The following is a 20107-nucleotide window of genomic DNA, read 5'->3' on the forward strand; positions in this document are numbered from 1 at the left end:
CTGGCCCATCACTCCCTGACGCGCGCCCATTCGGCCGGGCAGTGCTCGTGTTCGCGACAGCACGCGTGCGGCGTCATCTCCTCGTCCGGCCACGGGTGCGACCACCCGTGGCCGCTGAGCTCGGGGTGCGTGCACTTGTAGTGACCGGGCCGGTCCGGCGCGGCCGCCTGCTGGAGCACGGCGGCGCGTTCGTGGGTCAGCTCTCCCTGCCGGTCGAGCAGCCGCGCCACGTCGGAGAGGTTCACTCGGAGACGAACCGCGCGTCCACCTGGGCGGAGACCTCGATGTCCTCGGGCGAGAGCTCCAGCTCGCTGGCGCCGGAGGAGTCCTTGGCCATGCTGGCCATGCGCATGTACGGCGCCGCGCCGCCCCCGTCCATGGGCGAGATGCCCATCGTCAGCATGCCGGCATCAGCCACCGCGACGGGTCGGACCGTTCCGAGGTCGAGCGCGTCGGCGTACTCCTGGGCGCGGCGCGAGGCGTCCTGGACGGCGCGGGTGCGGACCGCCCGCTCGAGGTCCTGCCGGTTGTTCTCGGTGAGCGCCCACACGACGCCGTCGAGGCTGAAACCGGCGGTGCCGGTGACGTGGCGCCCGACCCAGTCGGTGAGCTTCGTGAAGTCGCGGAACTTCACCTCGAGGCTGATGCTCGCGTGGTGCACCAGCGGCAGCTGCTTGCCGTCCTGGTTCCACGGGCGGTTGGCCCAGGTGCGGATGTGCTTCGTCGCCCACCAGGTGACCGGACCGTGCTCGGGGTTGTGCAGCACCTGGATCGACTTCTTCACCGCGTCGAGGTCGTTGACCACGCGGTTGTACACGGGCTTGAGCTCCGGACCCTCGAAGCCGAGCGTCGCCATCACGGTGCCGCGCTCGGGACTCTGGAAGGCGGTGTGCGAACCGCGGACGGTGAACTCGGTGGGCATGGACCCACCTTAGGAGGAAGGTCCTCAGGCGCGGCGGGTCTCGAGAACGCGGAAGCTCTTGGCGCTGGCCAGCCGCGTGGTCGGGAAGCCCTGCTCACCGAGCCAGCGCTGCAACGAGTCGGCGCCGAGGTTCTTGCCGACCACCATCACGGCACGGCCGTCCGGCGCGAGCCGCGGCAGCCAGGTCAGCAGCAGCTCGTGCAGCGCCTCCTTGCCGATCCGGATGGGCGGGTTCGACCAGATCTCGTCGAACTCCGCATCGGCCGGCACCTCCTCGGGCACCGACGCCATGAAGCGGTCGGCGACGCCCAGAGACGCGGCGTTCTCGTTGGCCAGCAGGACCGCGCGCTGGTTGACGTCGACGGCGGTGACGACCGCGTCCGGCACGGCAGCGGCGACGGCGAGCCCGATGACGCCGTACCCGCACCCGAGGTCGAGGATCCGGCCACCCTTCGGTGGTTCGGTCTCGCGGAACAGGATCGACGTACCGCTGTCGAGGCGGCCACGGGCGAAGACCCCGGACCCGCTCTGCAGCTGGAGCTCGAGCCCCCACACGGCCGCGTAGGCGGTCTCGCGCTGGAAGGGCACCGACGGATCGGCGGTGAAGTAGTGCTCGTCGCTCATGAAGGCGCCTCGGTGGAAGTACGGCGGGCGGCGGTCTGCTGGGCCCGGGCTGCGAGTTGGTCGTCGGCCGGGTAGCAGACCTCTTCGAGTACCAGGCCGTGCGCAGGAACGACGGTCACACCCTGGTCCCGCTGCTTGCCGGTCAACACCTCGGCCGCCCAGGCGACCGACCTGCGTCCCTCGCCGACGGCGACGACGCACCCGACGAGTGCGCGCACCATCGAGTGGCAGAAGGCGTCGGCCCGGACGTGGCCGACCAGGATCCCGCTGTCGTCCCGTCGCCAGTCGAACTCGAGCAACGTGCGGATCGTCGTCGCGCCTTCACGCTTCTTGCAGAACGCGGCGAAGTCGTGGAGGCCGATGAGGGAGGCCGAGGCCTCGTTCATGGCGTCCCCGTCGAGGTGCCGTCCCCAGCGCAGCACCTCGCGCCGGCGCAGCGGGTCGATCAGGGCCGGCGCGTCGGCGATCCGGTAGGAGTAGCGCCGCCACAGTGCGGAGTAGCGCGCGTCGAAGCCGTCCGCCGCGGGGACGATGTGGTGGACGCGGACGTCACGACCGAGCACGCCGTTGACGCGGCGACCGAGGCGGTAGAGCTGGTCGGGTGCGACGGCCACCAGGTCCTCGGGGACGTCGACGTGGGCGACCTGGGCGCGCGCGTGCACGCCGGCGTCGGTCCGTCCGGCGACGGTCACGGTCAGCGAGCCCTCGGGGATGCGCAGGACCGTGGTCAGCGCCGTCGTCAGGTCTTCCTGCACCGTCCGCAGCCCCGGCTGGGTGGCCCATCCCCGGAATTCGGTGCCGTCATAGGCAAGATCGATCCGCAACCGCACGCGTGAATCGTAGGGCGTCAGACGATCTCGGCGCGGGTCGGCGGGTCTGCGCCCACCCGGCCGACGGTGATCGCGGCTGCCTTGGCGGCGTACTCCAGCGCAGCGATCCACTCCTCCGCGTCCAGTGCGGCGATCCGGTCACCACCGCCGGCGCCGAGCAGTGGCCAGAGGTGGTCGAGCAGTGCTGCGCCGAACGTGTCGCCGGCGCCGATGGTGTCGACGACCTCGACCATCTGGGCGTGGATGCCGCCGGTGCACCAGTCGCAGCCGCAGCGTGAGTGCCACGAAGCACCGCCGTCGCCGTGCGTCACGACGACGGCCGACGGACCCAGCTCGAGGAGGCGGGACGCCGACTCCCCCGGGTCCTGGTCGGGCCACAGGGCCAACAGGTCCTCGTCGGACGCCTTCACGAGGTCGGCGAGCGCCGCCATCCGCGTCACCCCGGCGACCACCTCGGGTCCGGTGCCGGTGATCGCGGGGCGGAGGTTGACGTCGTACGACACCGTGGTGGTGACCTTGAGCTGCTCCACCAGCGCGAACACGTCCGCAGCACCCGGGGCGAGCAACGGAGCCAGCGACGTCACGTGCACGACGTGCGACGGATCGGCCTGCGGATCGGGCACGACATCGGCGGGCAGCTGCCACCCCACCTCGAACGTGTACGACGCCGCGCCGGTCGCGTCGATGACGGCGTCCGCGCGCGGGCTGGATGCCAGCACCTGCGGATCGCCCGCGAGCGTGACACCGGCATCCCGCAGGTGCGCAGCGAGCAGCTCGCCGGCGGCGTCGGGACCGTAGGCGGTCGCGAGCCGGACCGGGCGGCTCAGCCGGGCCAGGGCGACGGCCACGTTGACCGCCGAGCCTCCGGGCCGCTCGACGGGCACCGCTCCGGGCACCTGCACCACGTCGAGCACGGCTTCACCGATCACCAGGGCTGTCGTCACGGCCCCACTGTGCCGTTGTTGTCGGCCCGATCAAATAGGCTCGCGGGCGTGACCCTGGAGACCTCGCTCGAGAAGCCGGCCCCGGTCCGGGCGATCGCGAACGCGATCTCGGGCTGGATCGACCGGCTGGGCGCGGTGTGGGTCGAGGGCCAGGTCACCCAGATCAGTCGTCGGCCCGGGCTGGCCACGGTCTTCCTCACCCTGCGCGACTCGGTCGCCGACATCTCGGTGCCGGTCACCTGCTCGCGCGTCCTGTTCGACGGACTCGCCACCCCGGTCACCGAGGGCGCCAGCGTGGTCATCCACGCGAAGCCGACCTATTACGCCAACCGCGGCAGCATGTCGCTGCAGGCCCGCGACATCCGGATGGTCGGTCTCGGCGAGCTGCTTGCCCGCCTCGAGCAGCGCCGCCAGCTGTTGGCTGCTGAAGGTCTCTTCTCCACCGAGCGCAAACGGCGGCTGCCGACCCTTCCGGCGCGGGTCGGACTGGTCACCGCAGCCAGCTCCGCCGCCGAGCGCGACGTGGTCGAGAACGCCACCCGCCGCTGGCCAGCGGTCGTCTTCGAGATCGCCTACGCCTCGATGCAGGGCCACAAGTCCGCGGCCGAGGTGATCGACGCCGTACGCCGCCTCGACGCACACGCCGAGGTCGACGTCATCGTGATCGCCCGCGGAGGTGGCTCGGTCGAGGACCTGCTGCCCTTCTCCGACGAGGGCCTGATCCGCGTGGTCGCTGCTGCTCGCACCCCGATCGTGTCGGCGATCGGCCACGAGCCGGACTCCCCACTGCTCGACCTGGTCGCCGACCTCCGGGCCTCCACTCCGACCGACGCGGCCAAGCTGATCGTGCCGGACATGCTCCAGGAGCGGAGCCGGGTGATCGAGGCCCGCTCACGCATCCGTCAGGCCGTCACGATGCGGCTGGACCGGGAGCAGGGACAGCTCGACGCGATCAGGTCCCGGCCGGTGCTCGCCGATCCGCGCACCCTCCTGGACGCGCGCGCCGAGGAGCTCGACGACTGGCGGGTCCGGATCCGCCGCCAGCTCGAGACCCGGCTCGACCGGGCAGCCGACGACATCGGCCACCGCCGGGCGCGGGTCAAGGCGCTCTCACCGCTGGCCACCCTGCAGCGGGGGTACGCCGTGCTGCAGGATGCCGACGGCCACGTCGTCACGTCCGCCGCCGGGGTCACCGCCGGGGCCGGACTGGTCGTGCGGGTCGCCGACGGCCGGATCAACGCCACCGCCACCACGACCGAACTGATCGAGGAGAGCCCATGAGTGAGTTGACTGACGAGACTCCGTCCTACGAGGACGCCCGCGCCGAGCTGGTCGAGGTGGTCCGTCAGCTCGAGGCCGGCGGCACCACCCTCGAGGAGTCGCTCACGCTCTGGGAGCGCGGCGAGAAGCTCGCCACCGTCTGCCAGGACTGGATCGACGGTGCACGAGCCCGGCTGGACGCCGTGCTCGAAGCCGGCGACGAGGAGTAGCTCCTAACGCAGGACCGGCGTCCACGACCAGGCCTCGTTGCTCCTCGCCTCCTTGGTCCACGACTGGGCTGCCAGGGCGGTGACCACGATGAGTTCTTCGCCGGCCCACACCGCCGGGCCGGGCTGCTCCGAGGCACCCGTCGGCTGAGGCACCTGCAGCCAGGTGCCGCTGAGGTCGTCGTACACGTAGCCCTCGCTCGCCATCAGGCGTCCGTCGGGGGCGTACACACCCCAGCCGGTCGAGCGTTCCGCGGGCTGCGGAAGGGCCGACCAGGCGCCCGTGCGCAGGTCGAGGCGCCCGCCCGCCGGGACCTGGCGCCCGTAGTCGCCGGGCGGATCACCACCGCCGTCCGAGGTGGCCAGGCTGAGCCCGATGGCCCGATCGCCCAGCGCGCCGTCGAAACCGCCCGTCCACTCCCCCACTCCGAACTCGCGCCAGGTGCCGTCCGGTTGCAGCAAGGCCGCTTCCACGTACGACGGACGCGCGCCGCCGCCGGGACTCGCGACCAGGGCGTGGGCCCCGAGCAGCAGCCCGTACGGAGTGCTGACCATGGAACGGCCGAACGAGGGGCCGAGCGGGTCGTCCGGGAGGTCGGACCACTCGTCGGTGTCCGGTGAGTACGCGAGGTCCGCACGCTTCCCGTCCTCGTCGCTCCCGCTGACGAGCACCAGTCGGTCGCCATCCGCGACCAGGTCGTACCAGCCGCTGATGCGACGAGGCAACGTCGTCCAACGGTCCCTGGCGACGTCGTAGGACAACAGACTCTCGTCGACCCGGATGAACAGCCGCCCCGCCACGACCACGCCGCGGTTGTACGCCGCGATCTGGCGAGGCGCATCGGCGATGCGGCGCCAGGTCCGGGTGGCCGGGTCGAGCGCGGCGCCGTCGGTCGCTGCTTCTGTCGCCTTCACACAGGACGCGTTGGGCGGGCAGGGTTCGCCGACGTCACCTCCGACAGCGAGCACCTCGCTGCCGGTCCACACCACGACCGGTCCGTCCCGCTCGGCGAGGGGGAAGTCGGGGAGCCGCTGCCACTCGGGCTGGTCACTGGCCCGGGCCGGCTCGGGCGCGGGGTCGGCGTCGTTCTCATGGCTGCACGCCGGCAGGCCCAGCAAGGTCAGGGCGATGACCAACGGCAGCAGGCGGCGCATGGCCTTACGACGCTCTCACGTCGCCGGCGGTTCCGTCAGCGGTTCCGTCAGCGGTTCCGTCAGCGGTTCCGTCAGCGGATCGGCGCGGTGGTCAGGCGGTCGATGATGGTCTGGAGGTCCTTGGCCGGGGCCGAGCCGAACACGATCAACGTGTCGTCGCCGTACTCAGCCGCAAACGCGGTGTCGCCACCGTCGTCCGTGTAGCCCTTCCACTTCCGCACGACTGGACTGCTGACACTCGCGGGAACGGTGTAGGCGTCGGCGACCTGCGTCTCCTCGTCCACCCACTGCGCCAGCAACGCCGGGATGGTGGAGTCCTCCTGGCGGACCCCGACGAAGTCTCCGTCGTCGGTCAGGAGGCGGACCATGAAGACCGGGTCGTCACCGGGAACGATGTCGACGCCGGTCGCGATCCAGCCGTCCGGCAGCGTCGCGGGATAGGTCGGCGTGAGCCCGGCCTGCTGCGCCGACTCGATCGTCTCGGCGTACTCGATCGCCTCGGGCTTGATCTCGAGGTCGTGCCGGAACGCACCGGTGAAGTACAGCAGCGCCCCGAGCCCGATCACGGTCACGACCAGGGAGGTGACCAGCCCGGCAGCCGATCGCTGGTAGCGGCCGGCCTTTCCGGTGGGCTCTGTCTTCGGGGCGCTCATGACGGCTCAAGTATCCCGGGGACGCCTCGGCGGACGGCAGCCGGGGACGGCGTACGCGCATTTGCGTCTCATTTGAACCAAATCAGTCGCAGGTGCGACACAATGGGCGCCATGACCGACTATCGCGTGGCCGAAGCCGCCGAGCTCCTCGGGGTCAGCACCGACACGGTGCGCCGGTGGATCGACGCCGGCCGGGTGCCGAGCAGCAGCACCGACGGCCGCACCGTGATCCCCGGTGCCGACCTCGCCGCGCTCGCGACGTCACTGGTCGACGAGGCCGAGCACGACCGCACCCGGGCAGGCGCCGTCAGCGCACGCAACCGGATGACCGGCATCGTCACCCGCGTCGTGACCGACACCGTGATGGCCCAGGTCGAGATGGTGTGCGGGCCGTACCGCGTCGTGTCCCTGATGAGCACCGAGGCCGCCGTCGAGCTCGGCCTCGAGCCCGGCGTTCGCGCCATCGCCTCGGTGAAGTCCACCAATGTCGTCGTCGAGAGGCCGGTCCGATGAGGCGCCTGCTTCCGCTCCTGTTGCTCGTCCCCCTCGCCGCCTGTGGTGGGAACGGCGACGGCGGCAAGGAGACGCTCACCGTCTTCGCAGCCGCCTCCCTGACCCAGACCTTCGAGGAGCTCGAGAAGCAGTACGAGGACGACCACCCGGACGTCGACGTCAAGCTCTCCTTCGCCGGCTCCTCCGACCTGGTCGCCCAGATCACCGAGGGCGCCACGGCCGACGTGTTCGCCTCCGCCGACAACAAGAACATGGACAAGCTCGTCGACGCCGACCTCGCCGCGGGCGACCCCAGCGAGTTCGCGACCAACACCCTGGTCATCGCCGTGCCGCCGGGCAACCCGGCCGGAGTGAAGACGCTGTCCGACCTCACCAAGAAGGACCTGCAGCTCGTCGTGTGCGCCCCCGAGGTGCCGTGCGGCAACGCCGCCAGGTCGGTCGCCGAAGGTGCCGGCCTCACACTGAAACCGGTCAGCGAGGAGCAGTCGGTGACCGACGTCCTCGCCAAGGTCGAGGCCGGCGAGGCCGACGCAGGGCTGGTCTACGTCACCGATGTGAAGGGCGCCGGCAACAAGGTCGAGGGCATCGAGTTCCCCGAGGCAGCCTCGGTCGTCAACCACTACCCGCTGGTCGCGGTCGAGGGCTCCGATCACCCCGACCTCGCTCAGGAGTGGATCGACCTGGTGCTCGGCGCGACGGGCCAGCAGGTCCTTGCTGATGCCGGATTCGGACCGCCGACGCCATGAGTCGCACTCGACACGTCGGACTGCCGCGCTGGGTGTTCGTCCCGGCAGCGCTCGCCGTCGTGTTCGTGGTGCTCCCGGTCGCCTCGCTCGCCACCCGGATCAACTGGGCCGACTTCGGGTCGCTGGTCACCTCCGATGCCGCGATGTCCGCGCTGGGCCTGAGCATCCGGACCTCGGCAGCCAGCACCGTCCTGTGCCTGCTGTTCGGCGTGCCCCTCGCCGTCGTGCTCGCCCGCAGCGAGTTCCGCGGCCTGGGCGTGCTCCGCTCCGTCGTCCTGCTGCCCCTCGTGCTGCCACCCGTCGTCGGCGGCATCGCCCTGCTCGCCACCTTCGGCCGTCAGAGCCTGCTCGGCGAACACCTCGAGGCCTTCGGGGTCCGGATCGCGTTCACCTCGATCGCGGTCGTGCTGGCCCAGACGTTCGTGTCGCTGCCCTTCCTCGTGGTCAGCCTCGAAGGGGCTCTGCGCACCGCCGGGGAGAGGTACGACGTCGTGGCCGCCTCGCTGGGCGCGGTACCCACCACGGTGCTGCGCCGCGTCACCCTCCCCCTGGTCCTCCCGGGCCTCGCGTCCGGTGCGGTGCTTGCCTTCGCCCGGTCGCTCGGCGAGTTCGGCGCGACCATCACCTTCGCCGGCAGCCTCGAAGGCACCACCCGGACCCTGCCGCTGCTGATCTACAACCTCCGCGTCACCGACGCCGACGCGGCGGTCGCGATGTCCCTCCTGCTGGTGGTGGTGGCGATCGTGGTCATCGGGCTGGTCCGGCCCCGGGTGGCGTCGTGACCACCCCACGGCGTTCTTCTCCTCCGCTTCGCTCCCCCGAACAACACCGCGGGGACCCCGGATGAGCGCTCTCATCGAGGTGACCCTCGCCGACCGTGGCGTCGACGTCGCGTTCGAGGTGGCCGAGGGCGAGACCGTCGCCCTGCTCGGCCCCAACGGCGCCGGGAAGTCCACTGCCCTGGCAGTCCTGGCCGGACTGTTGCGTCCGGACACCGGTCGCGTCGTCATCGACGGCGAGGAGGTCACCGGCCCGGGCCGCTGGGTCCGCCCGCACGCCCGGCGCACCGCCCTGCTCGCCCAGGAGGCGCTGCTCTTCCCCCACCTCACCGTCCTCGACAATGTCGCGTTCGGCCCCCGCAGCACGGGCGCCGGACGCCGGGAGGCCCGCACCACGGCCGAACGGTGGCTCAGCGAGGTCGACGCGAGCGAGCTGGCCGGGCGCCGACCCGCGCAGCTCTCCGGGGGCCAGGCCCAGCGGGTCGCCGTCGCCCGAGCCCTCGCCGCCGAGCCGCGACTGCTGCTGCTCGACGAACCCATGGCCGCCCTCGACATCTCCGTCGCGCCCGCGCTCCGCCAGCTCCTGCGCAAGGTCCTCGCCGACCGCACCACCGTGATCGTCACCCACCACGTCCTCGACGCGCTGCTCCTGGCCGACCGGGTCGTGGTGATGGACGGGGGCCGGATCGCCGAACAAGGCCCGGCGGACGTCGTACTCTCCCGGCCGCGGAGCGCCTTCGCCGCCCGCTTCGCCGGCCTCAACCTGGTGGCCGGCCTCGCCACCCCCGACGGAGTACGACGACCCGACGGCACCGTCCTGCACGGCACCCTGGCCGACCCGCGACCCACCGACGGCTCGGCAGCCGTCGCGGTCTTCCGGCCGTCCGCCGTGGCCGTGCACCGCGAGGCGCCGGGCGGCAGCCCGCGCAACGCGATCCCGGTGCAGATCACCGAGCTCGAACCGATCGGCGACGTCGTACGCATCCGTGCCGGCGACCTCGCCGCCGACGTCACCCTGGCCTCCGTGGCGGAGCTCGCACTGGCCCCCGGGGTGGCCGCGACCTTCGTGGTGAAGGCGACCGAGGTCGACGTCTACGCACACTGACCGCGGCACGCGCGCGACAAGTCACGACTCGACGCTTCGTCCAGATAAGGTTCGCCCCATGAACGACGCCCTCGCCGTTGAGCCGCCCGCCCCCGACCGCAACCTTGCCCTCGAGCTGGTCCGCGTCACGGAGGCCGCAGCGATGGCAGCGGGCCGGTGGGTCGGCCGCGGCGACAAGAACGGCGCCGACGGCGTCGCCGTGCAGGCGATGCGCGTGATGATCTCGACCATCGGCATGGACGGCACCGTCGTCATCGGCGAAGGCGAGAAGGACAACGCGCCGATGCTCTACAACGGCGAGTCCGTCGGCGACGGCACCGGACCCGAGTGCGACGTCGCCGTCGACCCGATCGACGGCACCACGCTGACCGCGAAGGGCATGGCCAACTCCATCGCCGTCCTCGCCGTCTCCCCGCGCGGCACGATGTACGACCCGTCGGCCGTGTTCTACATGGAGAAGCTGGTCACCGGTCCGGAGGCCGCCGACGTCGTCGACATCCGCTACCCCGTCGCCGAGAACATCCACCAGGTCGCGAAGGCGAAGGGCTCCAACCCGTCCGACGTGACCGTGGTGCTGCTCGACCGCCCGCGCCACAACCAGCTGGTCGAGGACATCCGGGCCACCGGAGCCCGGATCAAGTTCATCTCCGACGGCGACGTCGCCGGCGCGATCATGGCCGCCCGCGCCGACACCGGCATCGACCTGCTGCTCGGCATCGGCGGCACCCCCGAGGGCATCATCTCCGCCTGCGCGATGAAGGCCCTCGGCGGCACGATCCAGGGTCGCCTCTGGCCGACCGACGACGAGGAGCGCCAGCGCGCCATCGACGCCGGCCACAACCTCGATCCCGACTTCATCCTGACCACCGACACCCTGGTCACCGGCGACGACTGCTTCTTCGTCGCCACCGGCATCACCGACGGCGAGCTGGTCCGCGGCGTGCGTTACCGCGCCGGCGGCGCCACCACCCAGTCACTGGTGATGCGTTCGCGCAGCGGAACGATCCGCACCATCACCTCCGAGCACCAGCTCTCCAAGCTCCGCGGCTTCTCGAGCATCGACTTCGACTGATTCAGGCGGTCGCGACGTCGATCAGCTGACGCGCGTTCGCCGCGCTCTGCTGCAGCAGCGACGACGAGACGATGTCGATGACCCGCGGGTCGACGGCGAGGCCGACGTGCGAGGCACGCACCTCGACGGCCCGGCCGTCGGGGTCGATGCAGGCACGCCAGTCGACGATGCCGTCGCGGCGTGAGTAGATGTTGGTCATCGAGACGTCCGCGCGCAGCGGCTCCTGGGACTCGACGAAGCTCAGGTGGGCGCACTCGCCGCTGACGCAGTCGGTGCTCATGACGCCGGGGAGGCCGACGTCCGAGAGCCGGTTCAGGGCGCGCACGCCGCGGGTGAGCAGGGCGTGGTGGGCGGCGGGGGCGCGCATCGGGCTGCCCATCGTGACCAGGCCGGCCACGAGGTCGGGGCGGCGAGCGGCGAGTCCGCGGGCGATCATGCCGCCCAGGCTGTGGCCGACGATCTGCACGCGGGCTCCGCGGCGTTCGGCGAGCTGCTCCAGGCGCACCTCGAGGTCGAGGGCCGACTTCAGGGTGCAGTTGACGTTGGCATGGATGTGCGAGCGGTAGGTGCGGAACCCACGCTCCCGCAGCTCCTTGTTCATCGCAGCCAGGGTCCAGTCACCGGCGAGGAAGCCGGGGATGAGCAGCACCGGCTCGGCCGCGCGAGCGGCGGCCCCTCCGGCGAACGGAGTACGACGACGGGTGGTCCGGGCGGCGCCACGGCGGACCGCGAAGCGGCCGGCCTCGGTGACCACGCTGCCCTCGCGCAGGAGCGCGGCCAGGGCCGGACGGCCGTAGCCGTCGGGCAGCAACCAGGGCGCCATCGTGTCGTTCACATCACAGACGGTACCCAGTTGAATGAGCAACTACTCGCAATTCGGCACACTGGTGGGCATGTCCCACCCTCCGACGGAGTCGATCCCGCCCGAAGTGACCATCTCGGATGAGCTGTTTGCGCCAGTGACGGCCGGCATCGAGCTGTGCTACCAGACCTTCGGCGACCCAGCGGCCGACCCGCTGCTCCTGGTGATGGGCCTGGGCGGCCCGATGACCTGGTGGGACCCGGAATTGTGCACCCAGCTGGCCGCGGCGGGCTTCTACGTCATCCGCTACGACAACCGGGACACCGGCCACTCCACGCGCAGTCCGGGCCGGGTGCGGCGCGGCCACCTGGTCCGCGCCTTCGTCGGCGCACCGACCCGGGCGCCGTACTCGATCGCCGACCTGGCGGGCGACGCGTTCGGCCTGCTCGACCACCTCGGCATCGAGTCGGCGCACGTCGCAGGAGTGTCGATGGGCGGCATGGTGGCGCAGACCATGGCCCTGGAGTCACCCGAGCGGGTGCGCAGCCTGGCCAGCATCATGTCCACCACGGGACGCCGCAGCGTCGGGCGCCAGCACCCGAGCCTGATCCCGACCCTCATCGCCAAGCGAGGCCCGGAGCGGGAGGCCTACATCCAGGGCAGCGTCGCGGTCTGGAAGATCATCGGATCACCGGGCCATCCCCAGACGGAGGAGAAGCTCCGCTCGCGGGCCGGGGACACCTTCGACCGCGGGGTGTCCCGCGCCGGCGTCCTGCGCCAGATGATGGCCGTGCTGACCCAGGACGACCGCACCCGGGCACTCGCCGGCCTCACCGTCCCGACGCTCGTGATGCACGGCCTCGCCGACAAGATGGTGCACGTCTCGGGAGGGCGCGCGACCGCAGCCGCGATCCCGGGCGCGCGGATCACGCTGATCAACGGCTGGGGCCACGACATGCCCGCCGCTCTCTTCCCGACCTACACCGCAGCCATCCGGAGCAACGCGAACCGCGCGGGCTGAGGTCTCGAGACGCCACCAAGGCGCGGCGAACACGCGGGTCTTGCCAAAGGCCTCCTCGACCACCGAGTTACACAGACGCAGTCGCCCCCAGCACCCGTCCGGCGTGTTCGAGGTCCACCGTCAGGTTCTCGCCCGTCGACGGCTCGAACAGGTGGATCCGGCGGCCATCGACCCAGATCTCGGCCTCCTCGCCCTCCTTGATCCGGCTCGCACCGTCGAGCGAGACCACCAGCTGGGTGCGCATCGCCTCGCCGTCGAGGTCCTTCTCGAGCTGCTGGAGCTGCTTGGTCACCTCGTCCGGGGACTCGAAGGGGATGTAGGCGTAGGTCTCGTTGCCGAGCCACTCCACGACGTCGACCTTTGCCCGGAACGTCGAGCCCGGGCGCGCATCGGCGCTCGCCAGGGAGGCGTCCTCGAAGTGCTCGGGGCGGATGCCCGCGATGAGCAGGCCGCGTCCGGCGACCCGTTCGGCCTTGTCCGGCGGGATCTCCACCTTGCCGAAGGGCAGCTGCACCGACGTGCCCTCCACCGTGGCCGGGAGGAAGTTCATCGGCGGGGAGCCGATGAAGCCGGCCACGAACAGGTTGCCCGGGTTCTCGTAGAGCTCGCGCGGGGTGGCGAGCTGCTGCAGGATCCCGCGCTTGAGGACGGCCACCCGGTCACCGAGCGTCATCGCCTCGGTCTGGTCGTGGGTGACGTAGACGGTGGTGATGCCGAGCCGCTTCTGCAGGCGTGCGATCTCGGTGCGCATCTGGCCACGCAGCTTGGCGTCGAGGTTGGACAGCGGCTCGTCGAACAAGAAGGCGTCGGCCTGGCGGACGATCGCCCGTCCCATCGCCACCCGCTGCCGCTGGCCACCGGACAGGTTGCCCGGCTTGCGGTCGAGGTGCTCGTCGAGCTCCAGCGTGCTCGACGCGTCGCGGACCAGCTTGTCGATCTCGGCCTCGGGCTTCTTGGCCAGCCGGAGCGGGAACGCGATGTTCTCGTAGACCGTCAGGTGCGGGTAGAGCGCGTAGTTCTGGAAGACCATCGCCAGGTTGCGATCGCGCGGCGCGAGGTCGTTGACCCGGCGCTCGCCGATCAACATGTCGCCGGAGGTGATGTCCTCCAGTCCGACGATCATCCGCAGCAGCGTGGACTTTCCGCAGCCCGAGGGCCCGACGAGGATCATGAACTCCCCGTCAGCGACATCGATGGAGATGTCGTTCACGGCCGGGAAGCCGTCGCCGTACTTCTTGACGATGTTCTTCATCGTGATCGCGGCCATCGGAACCCCTACCCCTTCACTGCGCCGGAGGTCAGGCCGGCGACGATCTTGCGCTGGAAAATCAGGACGATGATGATGATCGGGATCGTGGCGATGACGGCTCCCGCGGCCAGCAGGGATGCCGGCCGGTTGAACGGGTCAGCCCCGACGAAGAACGACAGGGACGCGGGGATCGGGCGGGCGTTCTCCGTGGAGGTGAGCGAGATCCCGAAGACGAAGTCGTTCCAGGCGAAGAAGAACGTCAGGATCGCCGCCGTGAACACACCGGGCGCCGCGAGCGGGACGATCACCTTGCGGAACGCCTGCCACGACGTCGCGCCGTCGACCTGGGCGGCCTGCTCCATCTCCCACGGGATCTCGCGGAAGAAGGCCGACAGCGTCCAGATCGCCAGCGGGAGCGTGAAGGACATGTACGGGATGATCAGTCCCGGCCAGGTGTCGTAGAGCCCGATCGCGCGCCACAGGTCGAACAGCGGACCCACCAGCGAGACCACCGGGAACATCGCGATCGCCAGCGAGAGCGACAGCACCAGCTTCTTGCCGGTGAACTCGAGGCGGGCGATCGCGTACGCCGCCAGCGTGGCCACCACGACGGAGAGGATCGTGGCGATCAGGCTGATCCCGATCGAGTTGAAGATCGCTCGCCGGAACTGCTCGTTGTCCCACACGGCCTGGTAGTTGTCCCATCCGGCACCGCCACCGTCGGCCGGGAAGAATCCCGGGCTGCCGTTGGTGATCGCGGTCTCGGACTTGAACGACAGGGAGATGACCCAGGCCACCGGCAGCAGGCACCAGATCATGATCAGCGCGCAGCCGACGACCATGCCGACGCGGTTTCCCATGCGGTTGCTCATGTCAGGACTCCTGTCGTGCCTGGGCGAGATCGACGCGGAAGAGCTTGACGATGCCGAACGCGATCAGGAGCACCGAGAGGAACAGCAGCACCGACAACGCCGAGCCCATGCCGAGCTGGAACTGCTCGATGGTCTGGCGGTAGGTCAGGAAGCTGATCGACTCGGTCTTCACGGCACCGGCCGTCATCACGAAGATGTTGTCGAAGATCCGGTAGGCGTCGAGGGCGCGGAACAGGACGGCCACCATGATCGCGGCCCGCATGTTCGGCAGGATCACCTTGACCAGGCGTTGCGTCCAGGTCGCGCCGTCGACCTTCGCGGCCTCCACCATGTCCTCACTGACCTGGGCCAGTCCGGCGAGCAGCAGCAGGGACATGAACGGCGTGGTCTTCCAGATCTCGGAGACCATGATCGCCACCACGGCGGGCGTGGTCTCGCCGAACCAGTTGAAGTCGTCGCCGATGAACGGGAGCCAGCCGTTGATGAAGCCGTTCTGGAACGAGAAGGCGAACTGCCAGGCGAAGCCCGAGACCACGGTGATGATCCCGTAGGGGATCAGGATCGACGTACGGATCACGCCGCGGGCGAAGATCACCCGGTGCATCACCATCGCGAAGATGAAGCCGATGACGAGCTCCACCGCGACGGTCACCACCATGTAGAGCACCGTGACGCCGGTGGTCTGCCAGAACAGCGGGTCACCCAGCGCCGTGAGGTAGTTGCCGAGGCCGATGAACTCCCGGTCGTCCGGGGCGGTCAACGCGTAGTCGAAGGTCGAGAGGTAGATCGCTCGCAGCATCGGGAACGCGGTGACCAGCAGCATCAGCACGATGGCCGGTGCCACGAGCTTCTGCCCGAGCCGGGTCTCGGCGCGGGCCCGGTCGCTGGCGACCTGCTTGCCGGTGGTCTTGCCGGTGGTGGGGGCGGTGACCGTGCTCATAGCAACGACTTCCCTTCCAGCACGTCCTTGAGATACTTCGCGGAGTCCTCGGGAGTGCTGTCCGGGTCGACCGAGGTCGGCGAGTGCCACCGGGACTGGATGGCGCCGGAGATCATCGCGTAGAACGCACTCTTCGGGCGGGGGCCACCCTCGTCGACGCTGGTCCGGTAGAGCTCGATCAGGTCCTTCGGGAACTGACCGCTGGCGGCGACCTCGTCGTACGCCGCGTTCGTCGAGGGCATCAGGCCCGCCTCGAGCGCCAGGTCCACCTGGGCCTGCTGGGACGTGATGCACTCGGCGGCCTCGGTGGCCCAGTCCGGGTGCTCGGAGTAGGCGCCGACCCCGATGTCGATGCCACCGACGGGTGGCCTGGACTCCTCCCCTTCGACCGTCGCCGGGTAGCGCGCCCAGCCGAGGTCGGCGAACTGGTCCTTGGTCGGCCCGCCCGGCGTGTCGACGAGGCCCTCGTAGTTCTTGTAGACGAAGGTCCAGTTGGTCATGAACTCCCCGGGTCCCTTCGCGGGGAACATCTGACCGAGGCTGGTGCCCTCACGCGAGACGCTCAGGTCCGGTTGAGCAGCACTCGAGTCCGCGAGCTTCTGGACGATCGCAGCGGCCTTCCGCCCGGCATCCGAACCGATCTCGACCTTGGCGTCCCGGCCGGCCTCGGTGTCCGAGACGATGGAGCCGCCGGCACCCTGGACGAGGGCGTTGATCCACACGACGTACGCCTCGTACTTGTCAGCCTGGACCCCGACCGTTCCGCCGTTGTCGGCCGCCGCATCGATCACCTGGTCCCAGGTGACGGGCTTGGTCATGTCGAGGCCGGCCGCCTCGGCGAGCGACTTCCGGTACCAGAGCACCTGGGTGTTGGCCCAGAGCGGGATCGCGTAGACCCCGTCCTGCCAGGTGACCGTGTCGGCCGCGCCGGCGAGGTAGTCGCCATCGCCCTCGACACTGGCCGCGACCTTGTCCGCGATCGGGCCCTCGACCTCCTTCAGCCAGCCCGCGTTGGCGAACTCCGCGACGAAGACCGGGTCGAGATTCATCAGGTCGGTCGACGAGTCCTCCGCGGCGAGCCGGCGTGCGAGCTGGGTGCGCTGGTCGGTGGCGCCCGTGGGCAACAGCTGGACCTCGAGGTCGTAGTCGCTGGTGCTGCACTCCGCGGCATACCTCTCGAAGACGGGGACGCCGTCGGGGTTGACGTACCAGTTCAACGTCGGCTTGTCCGACCCGCCGCAGGCAGCGAGGGTGCCTGCCGCCAGGACCGCCGAGGCCGCGCACGCGACCTTCCGACGTCGTCTGTCTCGTGACGAAAACATCAACCAGACCACCCCCTCCGAGTGTGGGTTGTGTCACTCAGGCCTACCGCAGCAAAGGGGGTGTTGTCCATGGCTGGTGTCTGTCCGGGCCGATCCTTTACGCGTAGGTTGCAGGTCATGGCGCTCCACGTCGTCGCCGCCCGCACCGACCCCGCGCTGTTCCAATTGCCGTGGTCCAGGCCCCTCGCCGAGTGGGACAGGCAGTACGTCGTACCGCTCCCCCTCGGCCTGTCCCGGCACGTCGTGCGGGTGGTCCAGGTCAACCACCAGTTCCTGGCGATCAAGGAGACCGAGGAGGCGATCGCGCTGCGCGAGTACGACATGCTGCGGACCCTGCAACGGCTCGGCCAGCCCGCCGTCGTACCGCGGGGTGTGGTGCGGGGACGCACCGACGTCGAGGGAAATCCGCTGCCTGCCGCCCTGCTCACCGAGCACCTGCACTACTCGTTGCCGTACCGCACCGTCTTCCAGCACGGCCTCCGTCCGGACCAGGTGCCCGCACTGATCGATGCGCTCGTCGTGCTCCTCGTGCGGCTCCACCTGGCCGGGGTCTACTGGGGCGACGTGTCGCTGTCGAATGCCCTTTTCCGCCGCAGTGCTGGGGGATTTGCGGCCTACCTCGTCGATGCCGAGACCAGCGAGCACCATGACTCCGTGTCGGACGCGATGCGTGAGCACGACGTCACCGTCGCGACGGAGAACATCTTCGCCGAGCTGATGGACCTGCAGGCCAGCGGCGACACCGACGTGGTGGTCGACGGCTTCGAGATCGTCACCCAGCTCGGCGAGCGCTACCACGCGCTCTGGGACGAGCTGACCGTGGCGGAGGAGTTCGGCACCGACGAGTGGTACCGGATCGAGCAGCGGATCGGACGACTCAACGACCTGGGCTTCGACGTCGACGAGCTCGACGTCCAGGCCGGGTCCGACCGCGTCCGGATCCAGCCCCGGGTCGTCGAAGCGGGACACCACTGCCGCGAGCTGCGACAGCTGACCGGGCTCGACGTCGAGGACAGCCAGGCCCGCAAGCTGCTCAACGACCTCGCCGCGTTCACCGCCCACGGTGGGTACGACGACGAGGAGCGCGAGACGGTGGCGCGGCGGTGGTTGACCACCATCTACGCGCCGATCGTCGAGATCCTGCCGGTCGACCAACGTCGCAAGATCTCACCGGCAGAGTTCTTCCACGAGGTGATGGAGCACCGGTGGGCGCTGTCGGACCTCGCCGGCCACGAGGTCAACATCTTCGACTCGGCCCGCGACTACGTCGACACGGTGCTGCCGGACCGGCCGTCCGACACCCCGCCCCTGAGCTAGGGGCGGCCGCGGACCTCGAACGCATCGATGACGTCCTGCCGGCTCGGTGGACCACCCAGCGCCAGCGCCCACAGGAGCAGTCGGGCCTTGACCGGCGAGAGCCAACCGGCGCCGACCGCACCCCGTGCGATGAGGTCGATCTCGGAGCCGGGATAGCCGTACATCGCCCGCCCGGTGGGGCCGGAGCCCGTGCGAGAGGCGAAGACGACCGGCACCTGCCGGGCGATCCGGCCGACCGCCTCGGCCATCGCGGCGGACACGTGGCCCGCACCGAAACCGGCGATCACGAGCCCGTCCACGTCGTCGGGCCGGATGGCGTCGACGACGTACCCGTCGTCACCGAGGTAGGTGGCGAGCAGCGGCACCCGGGGGTCGTCCGCCTCCTGACCGAGCGCGAGGCGCAGGGGCGCAACGCGACCGGCCGGGACGCCGTACGCGACCTCGGCCTCGACGCACCGCCCGATCGGCCCGAAGACCGCGGAACGGAAGGCGCTGGTCGACATCGAGTCGGTCTTCGCCACCCAACGCGCCTGGTGGATCTCGTCGTCGAACGCAACGAGGACACCGCGATCACGCGAGGACGGCGCGAGGGCACAACGCACCGCGGTGAGCAGGTTCGCCGGACCGTCGGCACCGGCAGCCTGCGGGGAGCGCATCGCGCCCGTCACCACGAGCGGCTCCGGCAGGTTCCAGAACAGGTCCAGCAGGTACGCCGCCTCCTCGAGGGTGTCAGTCCCCTGCGTGAGTACGACGCCCGTCGCTCCTGCGTCGACAGCGGCCTGCGCCCAGCGAAGTGCCCGCAGGATGGTCGGTTCGTCGAGGGACGGGCTCGGCAGCATCGCGAGTGTCTCCACCCGGGCGTCAGCGATCTCGGAGAGCCCGGGCACCGCGGTGGCGAGCGACGCCGCCGACAGCGTGGGCACGACTTCTGCGCCGTCGGTCGACGTCGACGCGATCGTGCCGCCGAGAGCACCGATCGCCACCACAGGAAGACTCATGGCGCCATCTTGTCCGATCGCTCGACCGATGGTCCCTGTCGGCGCCGGGTGGCAGGCTGAGGGGCATGCCGAAGGACACGTCACCGGGCCGGATGGGCGGCAGCGCCGAGCGCCCCGCCCGCTTCTTCGCCGATGCCGCCGAGTTCGGCGCCTGGCTGGCGGCGAACCACGACACCGCGACCGAGCTGTGGATGGGCATCAACAAGAAGCACGTCCCGGACGGCGGGCTGACCTGGGCGCAGGCGGTACCCGAAGCCCTGTGCTGGGGCTGGATCGACTCGATCGCGCAACGCATCGACGAGAACGCCGTCCGGCAACGCTGGACCCCGCGCAAGAAGACCAGCAACTGGAGCAAGGTCAACCTCGACTTCGTCGAGCAGCTGACGGCCGAAGGCCGCATGCAGCCGAGCGGGCTGGCCATCTGGGAGCAACGCAGGACCGACCCGGCGCCGTACACCCACGAGGTCGACGGCGAGATCGTCCTGCCCGACGCCTACGCCGCGCAGCTCGCCGCCGACCCCGCCGCCACCGCGTTCTGGGAGACAGCGACCAGGACCTACCGCAAGCTCTGCAGCAACTGGGTGCTCACCGCCAAGCAGGAGGCCACCCGTGACCGCCGCATGGCCCAGTTGGTGGAGGATTCCGCCGCAGGCCGGATGATTCCCAGCCAGCGCTACGGCGAAATCCCCAAGTGGGTCGAGCGGGCGGCGTCCGCAGCCCGAGCTGCGGACCTGTAGCCGCCGTTTCTTTACGGAG

The 20107-nt window shown here is 70.4% G+C and carries 23 protein-coding genes; 10 read left to right on the plus strand and 13 right to left on the minus strand.

Translation table 11 applies throughout. The annotated features are described in order from the left end of the window. Window positions 1–8 precede the first annotated feature (8 nt). From ASD84_RS07425 to ASD84_RS07445, 5 genes are read right to left on the minus strand one after another with little or no spacing between them, the layout of a single operon-like run. Complete coding sequence (locus ASD84_RS07425; protein WP_056708489.1) at window positions 9–245, minus strand: hypothetical protein; 237 nt, start codon at window positions 243–245, stop codon at window positions 9–11. Next, window positions 242–922 carry an SIMPL domain-containing protein gene (locus tag ASD84_RS07430; protein WP_156391651.1) on the minus strand — a complete coding sequence of 227 codons (681 nt, stop codon included), beginning with the start codon at window positions 920–922 and terminating at the stop codon, window positions 242–244. Before ASD84_RS07430 ends, ASD84_RS07425 begins: the two co-directional genes overlap by 4 nt. A 24-nt stretch (window positions 923–946) precedes the next feature. Continuing rightward, on the minus strand, window positions 947–1546 hold the full coding sequence (locus ASD84_RS07435; protein ID WP_056708491.1) for a class I SAM-dependent methyltransferase: 600 nt from the start codon (window positions 1544–1546) through the stop codon (window positions 947–949). Continuing rightward, the gene (gene truA, locus ASD84_RS07440) at window positions 1543–2376 is read right to left on the minus strand and encodes a tRNA pseudouridine(38-40) synthase TruA (RefSeq protein ID WP_056708495.1); all 834 of its coding nucleotides are present in this window, start codon (window positions 2374–2376) and stop codon (window positions 1543–1545) included. The genes ASD84_RS07435 and truA overlap by 4 nt, the downstream gene beginning before the upstream one ends. Before the next feature lie 17 nt (window positions 2377–2393). Continuing rightward, entirely contained in the window at window positions 2394–3320 is a 927-nt protein-coding gene (locus ASD84_RS07445) for a PfkB family carbohydrate kinase (RefSeq protein ID WP_056708498.1), read from the minus strand. Window positions 3321–3368: 48 nt separating this feature from the next. Between ASD84_RS07445 and xseA the strand changes: the two genes are divergently transcribed. Both xseA and ASD84_RS07455 read left to right on the plus strand, forming a co-directional pair. Beyond that, window positions 3369–4601: an exodeoxyribonuclease VII large subunit gene (gene xseA / locus ASD84_RS07450; RefSeq protein WP_056708502.1), complete on the plus strand. Its 1233-nt coding sequence runs from the start codon at window positions 3369–3371 to the stop codon at window positions 4599–4601. After that, a complete protein-coding gene (locus tag ASD84_RS07455; RefSeq protein ID WP_056708505.1) occupies window positions 4598–4810 on the plus strand; it encodes an exodeoxyribonuclease VII small subunit in 213 nt (70 codons plus the stop codon). The genes xseA and ASD84_RS07455 overlap by 4 nt, the downstream gene beginning before the upstream one ends. A 3-nt stretch (window positions 4811–4813) precedes the next feature. Here the strand turns inward: ASD84_RS07455 and ASD84_RS07460 are convergent, their stop codons facing one another. Both ASD84_RS07460 and ASD84_RS07465 read right to left on the minus strand, forming a co-directional pair. After that, window positions 4814–5962 (minus strand): hypothetical protein, encoded by a 1149-nt coding sequence (locus ASD84_RS07460; RefSeq protein ID WP_056708507.1) that lies wholly within the window; start codon window positions 5960–5962, stop codon window positions 4814–4816. A 71-nt stretch (window positions 5963–6033) separates the two neighbouring features. Continuing rightward, the gene (locus ASD84_RS07465) at window positions 6034–6615 is read right to left on the minus strand and encodes a DUF4245 family protein (RefSeq protein WP_056708510.1); all 582 of its coding nucleotides are present in this window, start codon (window positions 6613–6615) and stop codon (window positions 6034–6036) included. A 111-nt stretch (window positions 6616–6726) separates the two neighbouring features. On the opposite strand from ASD84_RS07465, the gene ASD84_RS07470 reads away from it, so the two are divergent. The 5 genes from ASD84_RS07470 (at window position 6727) to glpX (ending at window position 10830) form a co-directional block, all read left to right on the plus strand. Next, window positions 6727–7128: a TOBE domain-containing protein gene (locus ASD84_RS07470; protein ID WP_056710784.1), complete on the plus strand. Its 402-nt coding sequence runs from the start codon at window positions 6727–6729 to the stop codon at window positions 7126–7128. Continuing rightward, complete coding sequence (gene modA / locus ASD84_RS07475; protein WP_056708513.1) at window positions 7125–7874, plus strand: molybdate ABC transporter substrate-binding protein; 750 nt, start codon at window positions 7125–7127, stop codon at window positions 7872–7874. Before ASD84_RS07470 ends, modA begins: the two co-directional genes overlap by 4 nt. Beyond that, window positions 7871–8656 carry an ABC transporter permease gene (locus ASD84_RS07480; RefSeq protein WP_056708516.1) on the plus strand — a complete coding sequence of 262 codons (786 nt, stop codon included), beginning with the start codon at window positions 7871–7873 and terminating at the stop codon, window positions 8654–8656. Before modA ends, ASD84_RS07480 begins: the two co-directional genes overlap by 4 nt. Window positions 8657–8717: 61 nt before the next feature. Continuing rightward, on the plus strand, window positions 8718–9758 hold the full coding sequence (locus tag ASD84_RS07485) for a sulfate/molybdate ABC transporter ATP-binding protein (protein ID WP_056708518.1): 1041 nt from the start codon (window positions 8718–8720) through the stop codon (window positions 9756–9758). Window positions 9759–9816: 58 nt separating this feature from the next. Then, window positions 9817–10830, plus strand: coding sequence for a class II fructose-bisphosphatase (gene glpX, locus ASD84_RS07490; RefSeq protein ID WP_056708522.1), 1014 nt, complete (start codon window positions 9817–9819; stop codon window positions 10828–10830). Window position 10831: 1 nt separating this feature from the next. Here the strand turns inward: glpX and ASD84_RS07495 are convergent, their stop codons facing one another. Further along, a complete protein-coding gene (locus ASD84_RS07495) occupies window positions 10832–11665 on the minus strand; it encodes an esterase/lipase family protein (protein WP_056914037.1) in 834 nt (277 codons plus the stop codon). A 58-nt stretch (window positions 11666–11723) separates the two neighbouring features. On the opposite strand from ASD84_RS07495, the gene ASD84_RS07500 reads away from it, so the two are divergent. Next, entirely contained in the window at window positions 11724–12653 is a 930-nt protein-coding gene (locus tag ASD84_RS07500; protein ID WP_056708527.1) for an alpha/beta fold hydrolase, read from the plus strand. Window positions 12654–12720: 67 nt separating this feature from the next. On the opposite strand, the gene ASD84_RS07505 is transcribed toward ASD84_RS07500, so the two are convergent. From ASD84_RS07505 to ASD84_RS07520, 4 genes are read right to left on the minus strand one after another with little or no spacing between them, the layout of a single operon-like run. Next, window positions 12721–13920 carry an ABC transporter ATP-binding protein gene (locus tag ASD84_RS07505; protein WP_056708529.1) on the minus strand — a complete coding sequence of 400 codons (1200 nt, stop codon included), beginning with the start codon at window positions 13918–13920 and terminating at the stop codon, window positions 12721–12723. Between the two features lie 8 nt (window positions 13921–13928). Next, window positions 13929–14774: a carbohydrate ABC transporter permease gene (locus tag ASD84_RS07510; RefSeq protein ID WP_056708532.1), complete on the minus strand. Its 846-nt coding sequence runs from the start codon at window positions 14772–14774 to the stop codon at window positions 13929–13931. Window position 14775: 1 nt separating this feature from the next. Next, window positions 14776–15714 carry a carbohydrate ABC transporter permease gene (locus ASD84_RS07515; RefSeq protein ID WP_056708536.1) on the minus strand — a complete coding sequence of 313 codons (939 nt, stop codon included), beginning with the start codon at window positions 15712–15714 and terminating at the stop codon, window positions 14776–14778. Next, window positions 15711–17036, minus strand: a complete 1326-nt coding sequence (locus ASD84_RS07520) for an extracellular solute-binding protein (RefSeq protein WP_056708539.1) — start codon at window positions 17034–17036, stop codon at window positions 15711–15713. Before ASD84_RS07520 ends, ASD84_RS07515 begins: the two co-directional genes overlap by 4 nt. 117 nt (window positions 17037–17153) lie before the next feature. Here ASD84_RS07520 and ASD84_RS07525 point away from each other — a divergent pair, with 117 nt between their 5' ends. Then, the gene (locus tag ASD84_RS07525; RefSeq protein WP_056708541.1) at window positions 17154–18353 is read left to right on the plus strand and encodes a DUF4032 domain-containing protein; all 1200 of its coding nucleotides are present in this window, start codon (window positions 17154–17156) and stop codon (window positions 18351–18353) included. Here the strand turns inward: ASD84_RS07525 and ASD84_RS07530 are convergent. Continuing rightward, a complete protein-coding gene (locus tag ASD84_RS07530) occupies window positions 18350–19351 on the minus strand; it encodes an asparaginase (protein WP_056708544.1) in 1002 nt (333 codons plus the stop codon). The two genes, ASD84_RS07525 and ASD84_RS07530, sit on opposite strands and share 4 nt — an antisense overlap. A gap of 65 nt (window positions 19352–19416) precedes the next feature. Between ASD84_RS07530 and ASD84_RS07535 the strand changes: the two genes are divergently transcribed. Further along, window positions 19417–20088 (plus strand): YdeI/OmpD-associated family protein, encoded by a 672-nt coding sequence (locus ASD84_RS07535; RefSeq protein WP_200954455.1) that lies wholly within the window; start codon window positions 19417–19419, stop codon window positions 20086–20088. Window positions 20089–20107 lie beyond the last annotated feature (19 nt).

The organism is Nocardioides sp. Root682 (assembly GCF_001427795.1).
Classification (GTDB): Bacteria; Actinomycetota; Actinomycetes; order Propionibacteriales; family Nocardioidaceae; genus Nocardioides.

What these genes read in the sequence shown, in the direction of transcription:
- ASD84_RS07535 (WP_200954455.1), top strand. Translation starts at nt 19,417, where the DNA reads ATGCCGAAGGACACGTCACCGGGCCGGATGGGCGGCAGCGCCGAGCGC.
- ASD84_RS07470 (WP_056710784.1), top strand. Translation starts at nt 6,727, where the DNA reads ATGACCGACTATCGCGTGGCCGAAGCCGCCGAGCTCCTCGGGGTCAGC.
- ASD84_RS07510 (WP_056708532.1), bottom strand. Translation starts at nt 14,774, where the DNA reads ATGAGCAACCGCATGGGAAACCGCGTCGGCATGGTCGTCGGCTGCGCG.
- modA (WP_056708513.1), top strand. Translation starts at nt 7,125, where the DNA reads ATGAGGCGCCTGCTTCCGCTCCTGTTGCTCGTCCCCCTCGCCGCCTGT.
- glpX (WP_056708522.1), top strand. Translation starts at nt 9,817, where the DNA reads ATGAACGACGCCCTCGCCGTTGAGCCGCCCGCCCCCGACCGCAACCTT.
- ASD84_RS07455 (WP_056708505.1), top strand. Translation starts at nt 4,598, where the DNA reads ATGAGTGAGTTGACTGACGAGACTCCGTCCTACGAGGACGCCCGCGCC.
- ASD84_RS07460 (WP_056708507.1), bottom strand. Translation starts at nt 5,962, where the DNA reads ATGCGCCGCCTGCTGCCGTTGGTCATCGCCCTGACCTTGCTGGGCCTG.
- ASD84_RS07500 (WP_056708527.1), top strand. Translation starts at nt 11,724, where the DNA reads ATGTCCCACCCTCCGACGGAGTCGATCCCGCCCGAAGTGACCATCTCG.
- ASD84_RS07515 (WP_056708536.1), bottom strand. Translation starts at nt 15,714, where the DNA reads ATGAGCACGGTCACCGCCCCCACCACCGGCAAGACCACCGGCAAGCAG.
- ASD84_RS07530 (WP_056708544.1), bottom strand. Translation starts at nt 19,351, where the DNA reads ATGAGTCTTCCTGTGGTGGCGATCGGTGCTCTCGGCGGCACGATCGCG.
- ASD84_RS07435 (WP_056708491.1), bottom strand. Translation starts at nt 1,546, where the DNA reads ATGAGCGACGAGCACTACTTCACCGCCGATCCGTCGGTGCCCTTCCAG.
- ASD84_RS07480 (WP_056708516.1), top strand. Translation starts at nt 7,871, where the DNA reads ATGAGTCGCACTCGACACGTCGGACTGCCGCGCTGGGTGTTCGTCCCG.
- ASD84_RS07430 (WP_156391651.1), bottom strand. Translation starts at nt 922, where the DNA reads ATGCCCACCGAGTTCACCGTCCGCGGTTCGCACACCGCCTTCCAGAGT.
- ASD84_RS07520 (WP_056708539.1), bottom strand. Translation starts at nt 17,036, where the DNA reads ATGTTTTCGTCACGAGACAGACGACGTCGGAAGGTCGCGTGCGCGGCC.
- ASD84_RS07505 (WP_056708529.1), bottom strand. Translation starts at nt 13,920, where the DNA reads ATGGCCGCGATCACGATGAAGAACATCGTCAAGAAGTACGGCGACGGC.
- ASD84_RS07485 (WP_056708518.1), top strand. Translation starts at nt 8,718, where the DNA reads ATGAGCGCTCTCATCGAGGTGACCCTCGCCGACCGTGGCGTCGACGTC.
- ASD84_RS07525 (WP_056708541.1), top strand. Translation starts at nt 17,154, where the DNA reads ATGGCGCTCCACGTCGTCGCCGCCCGCACCGACCCCGCGCTGTTCCAA.
- ASD84_RS07465 (WP_056708510.1), bottom strand. Translation starts at nt 6,615, where the DNA reads ATGAGCGCCCCGAAGACAGAGCCCACCGGAAAGGCCGGCCGCTACCAG.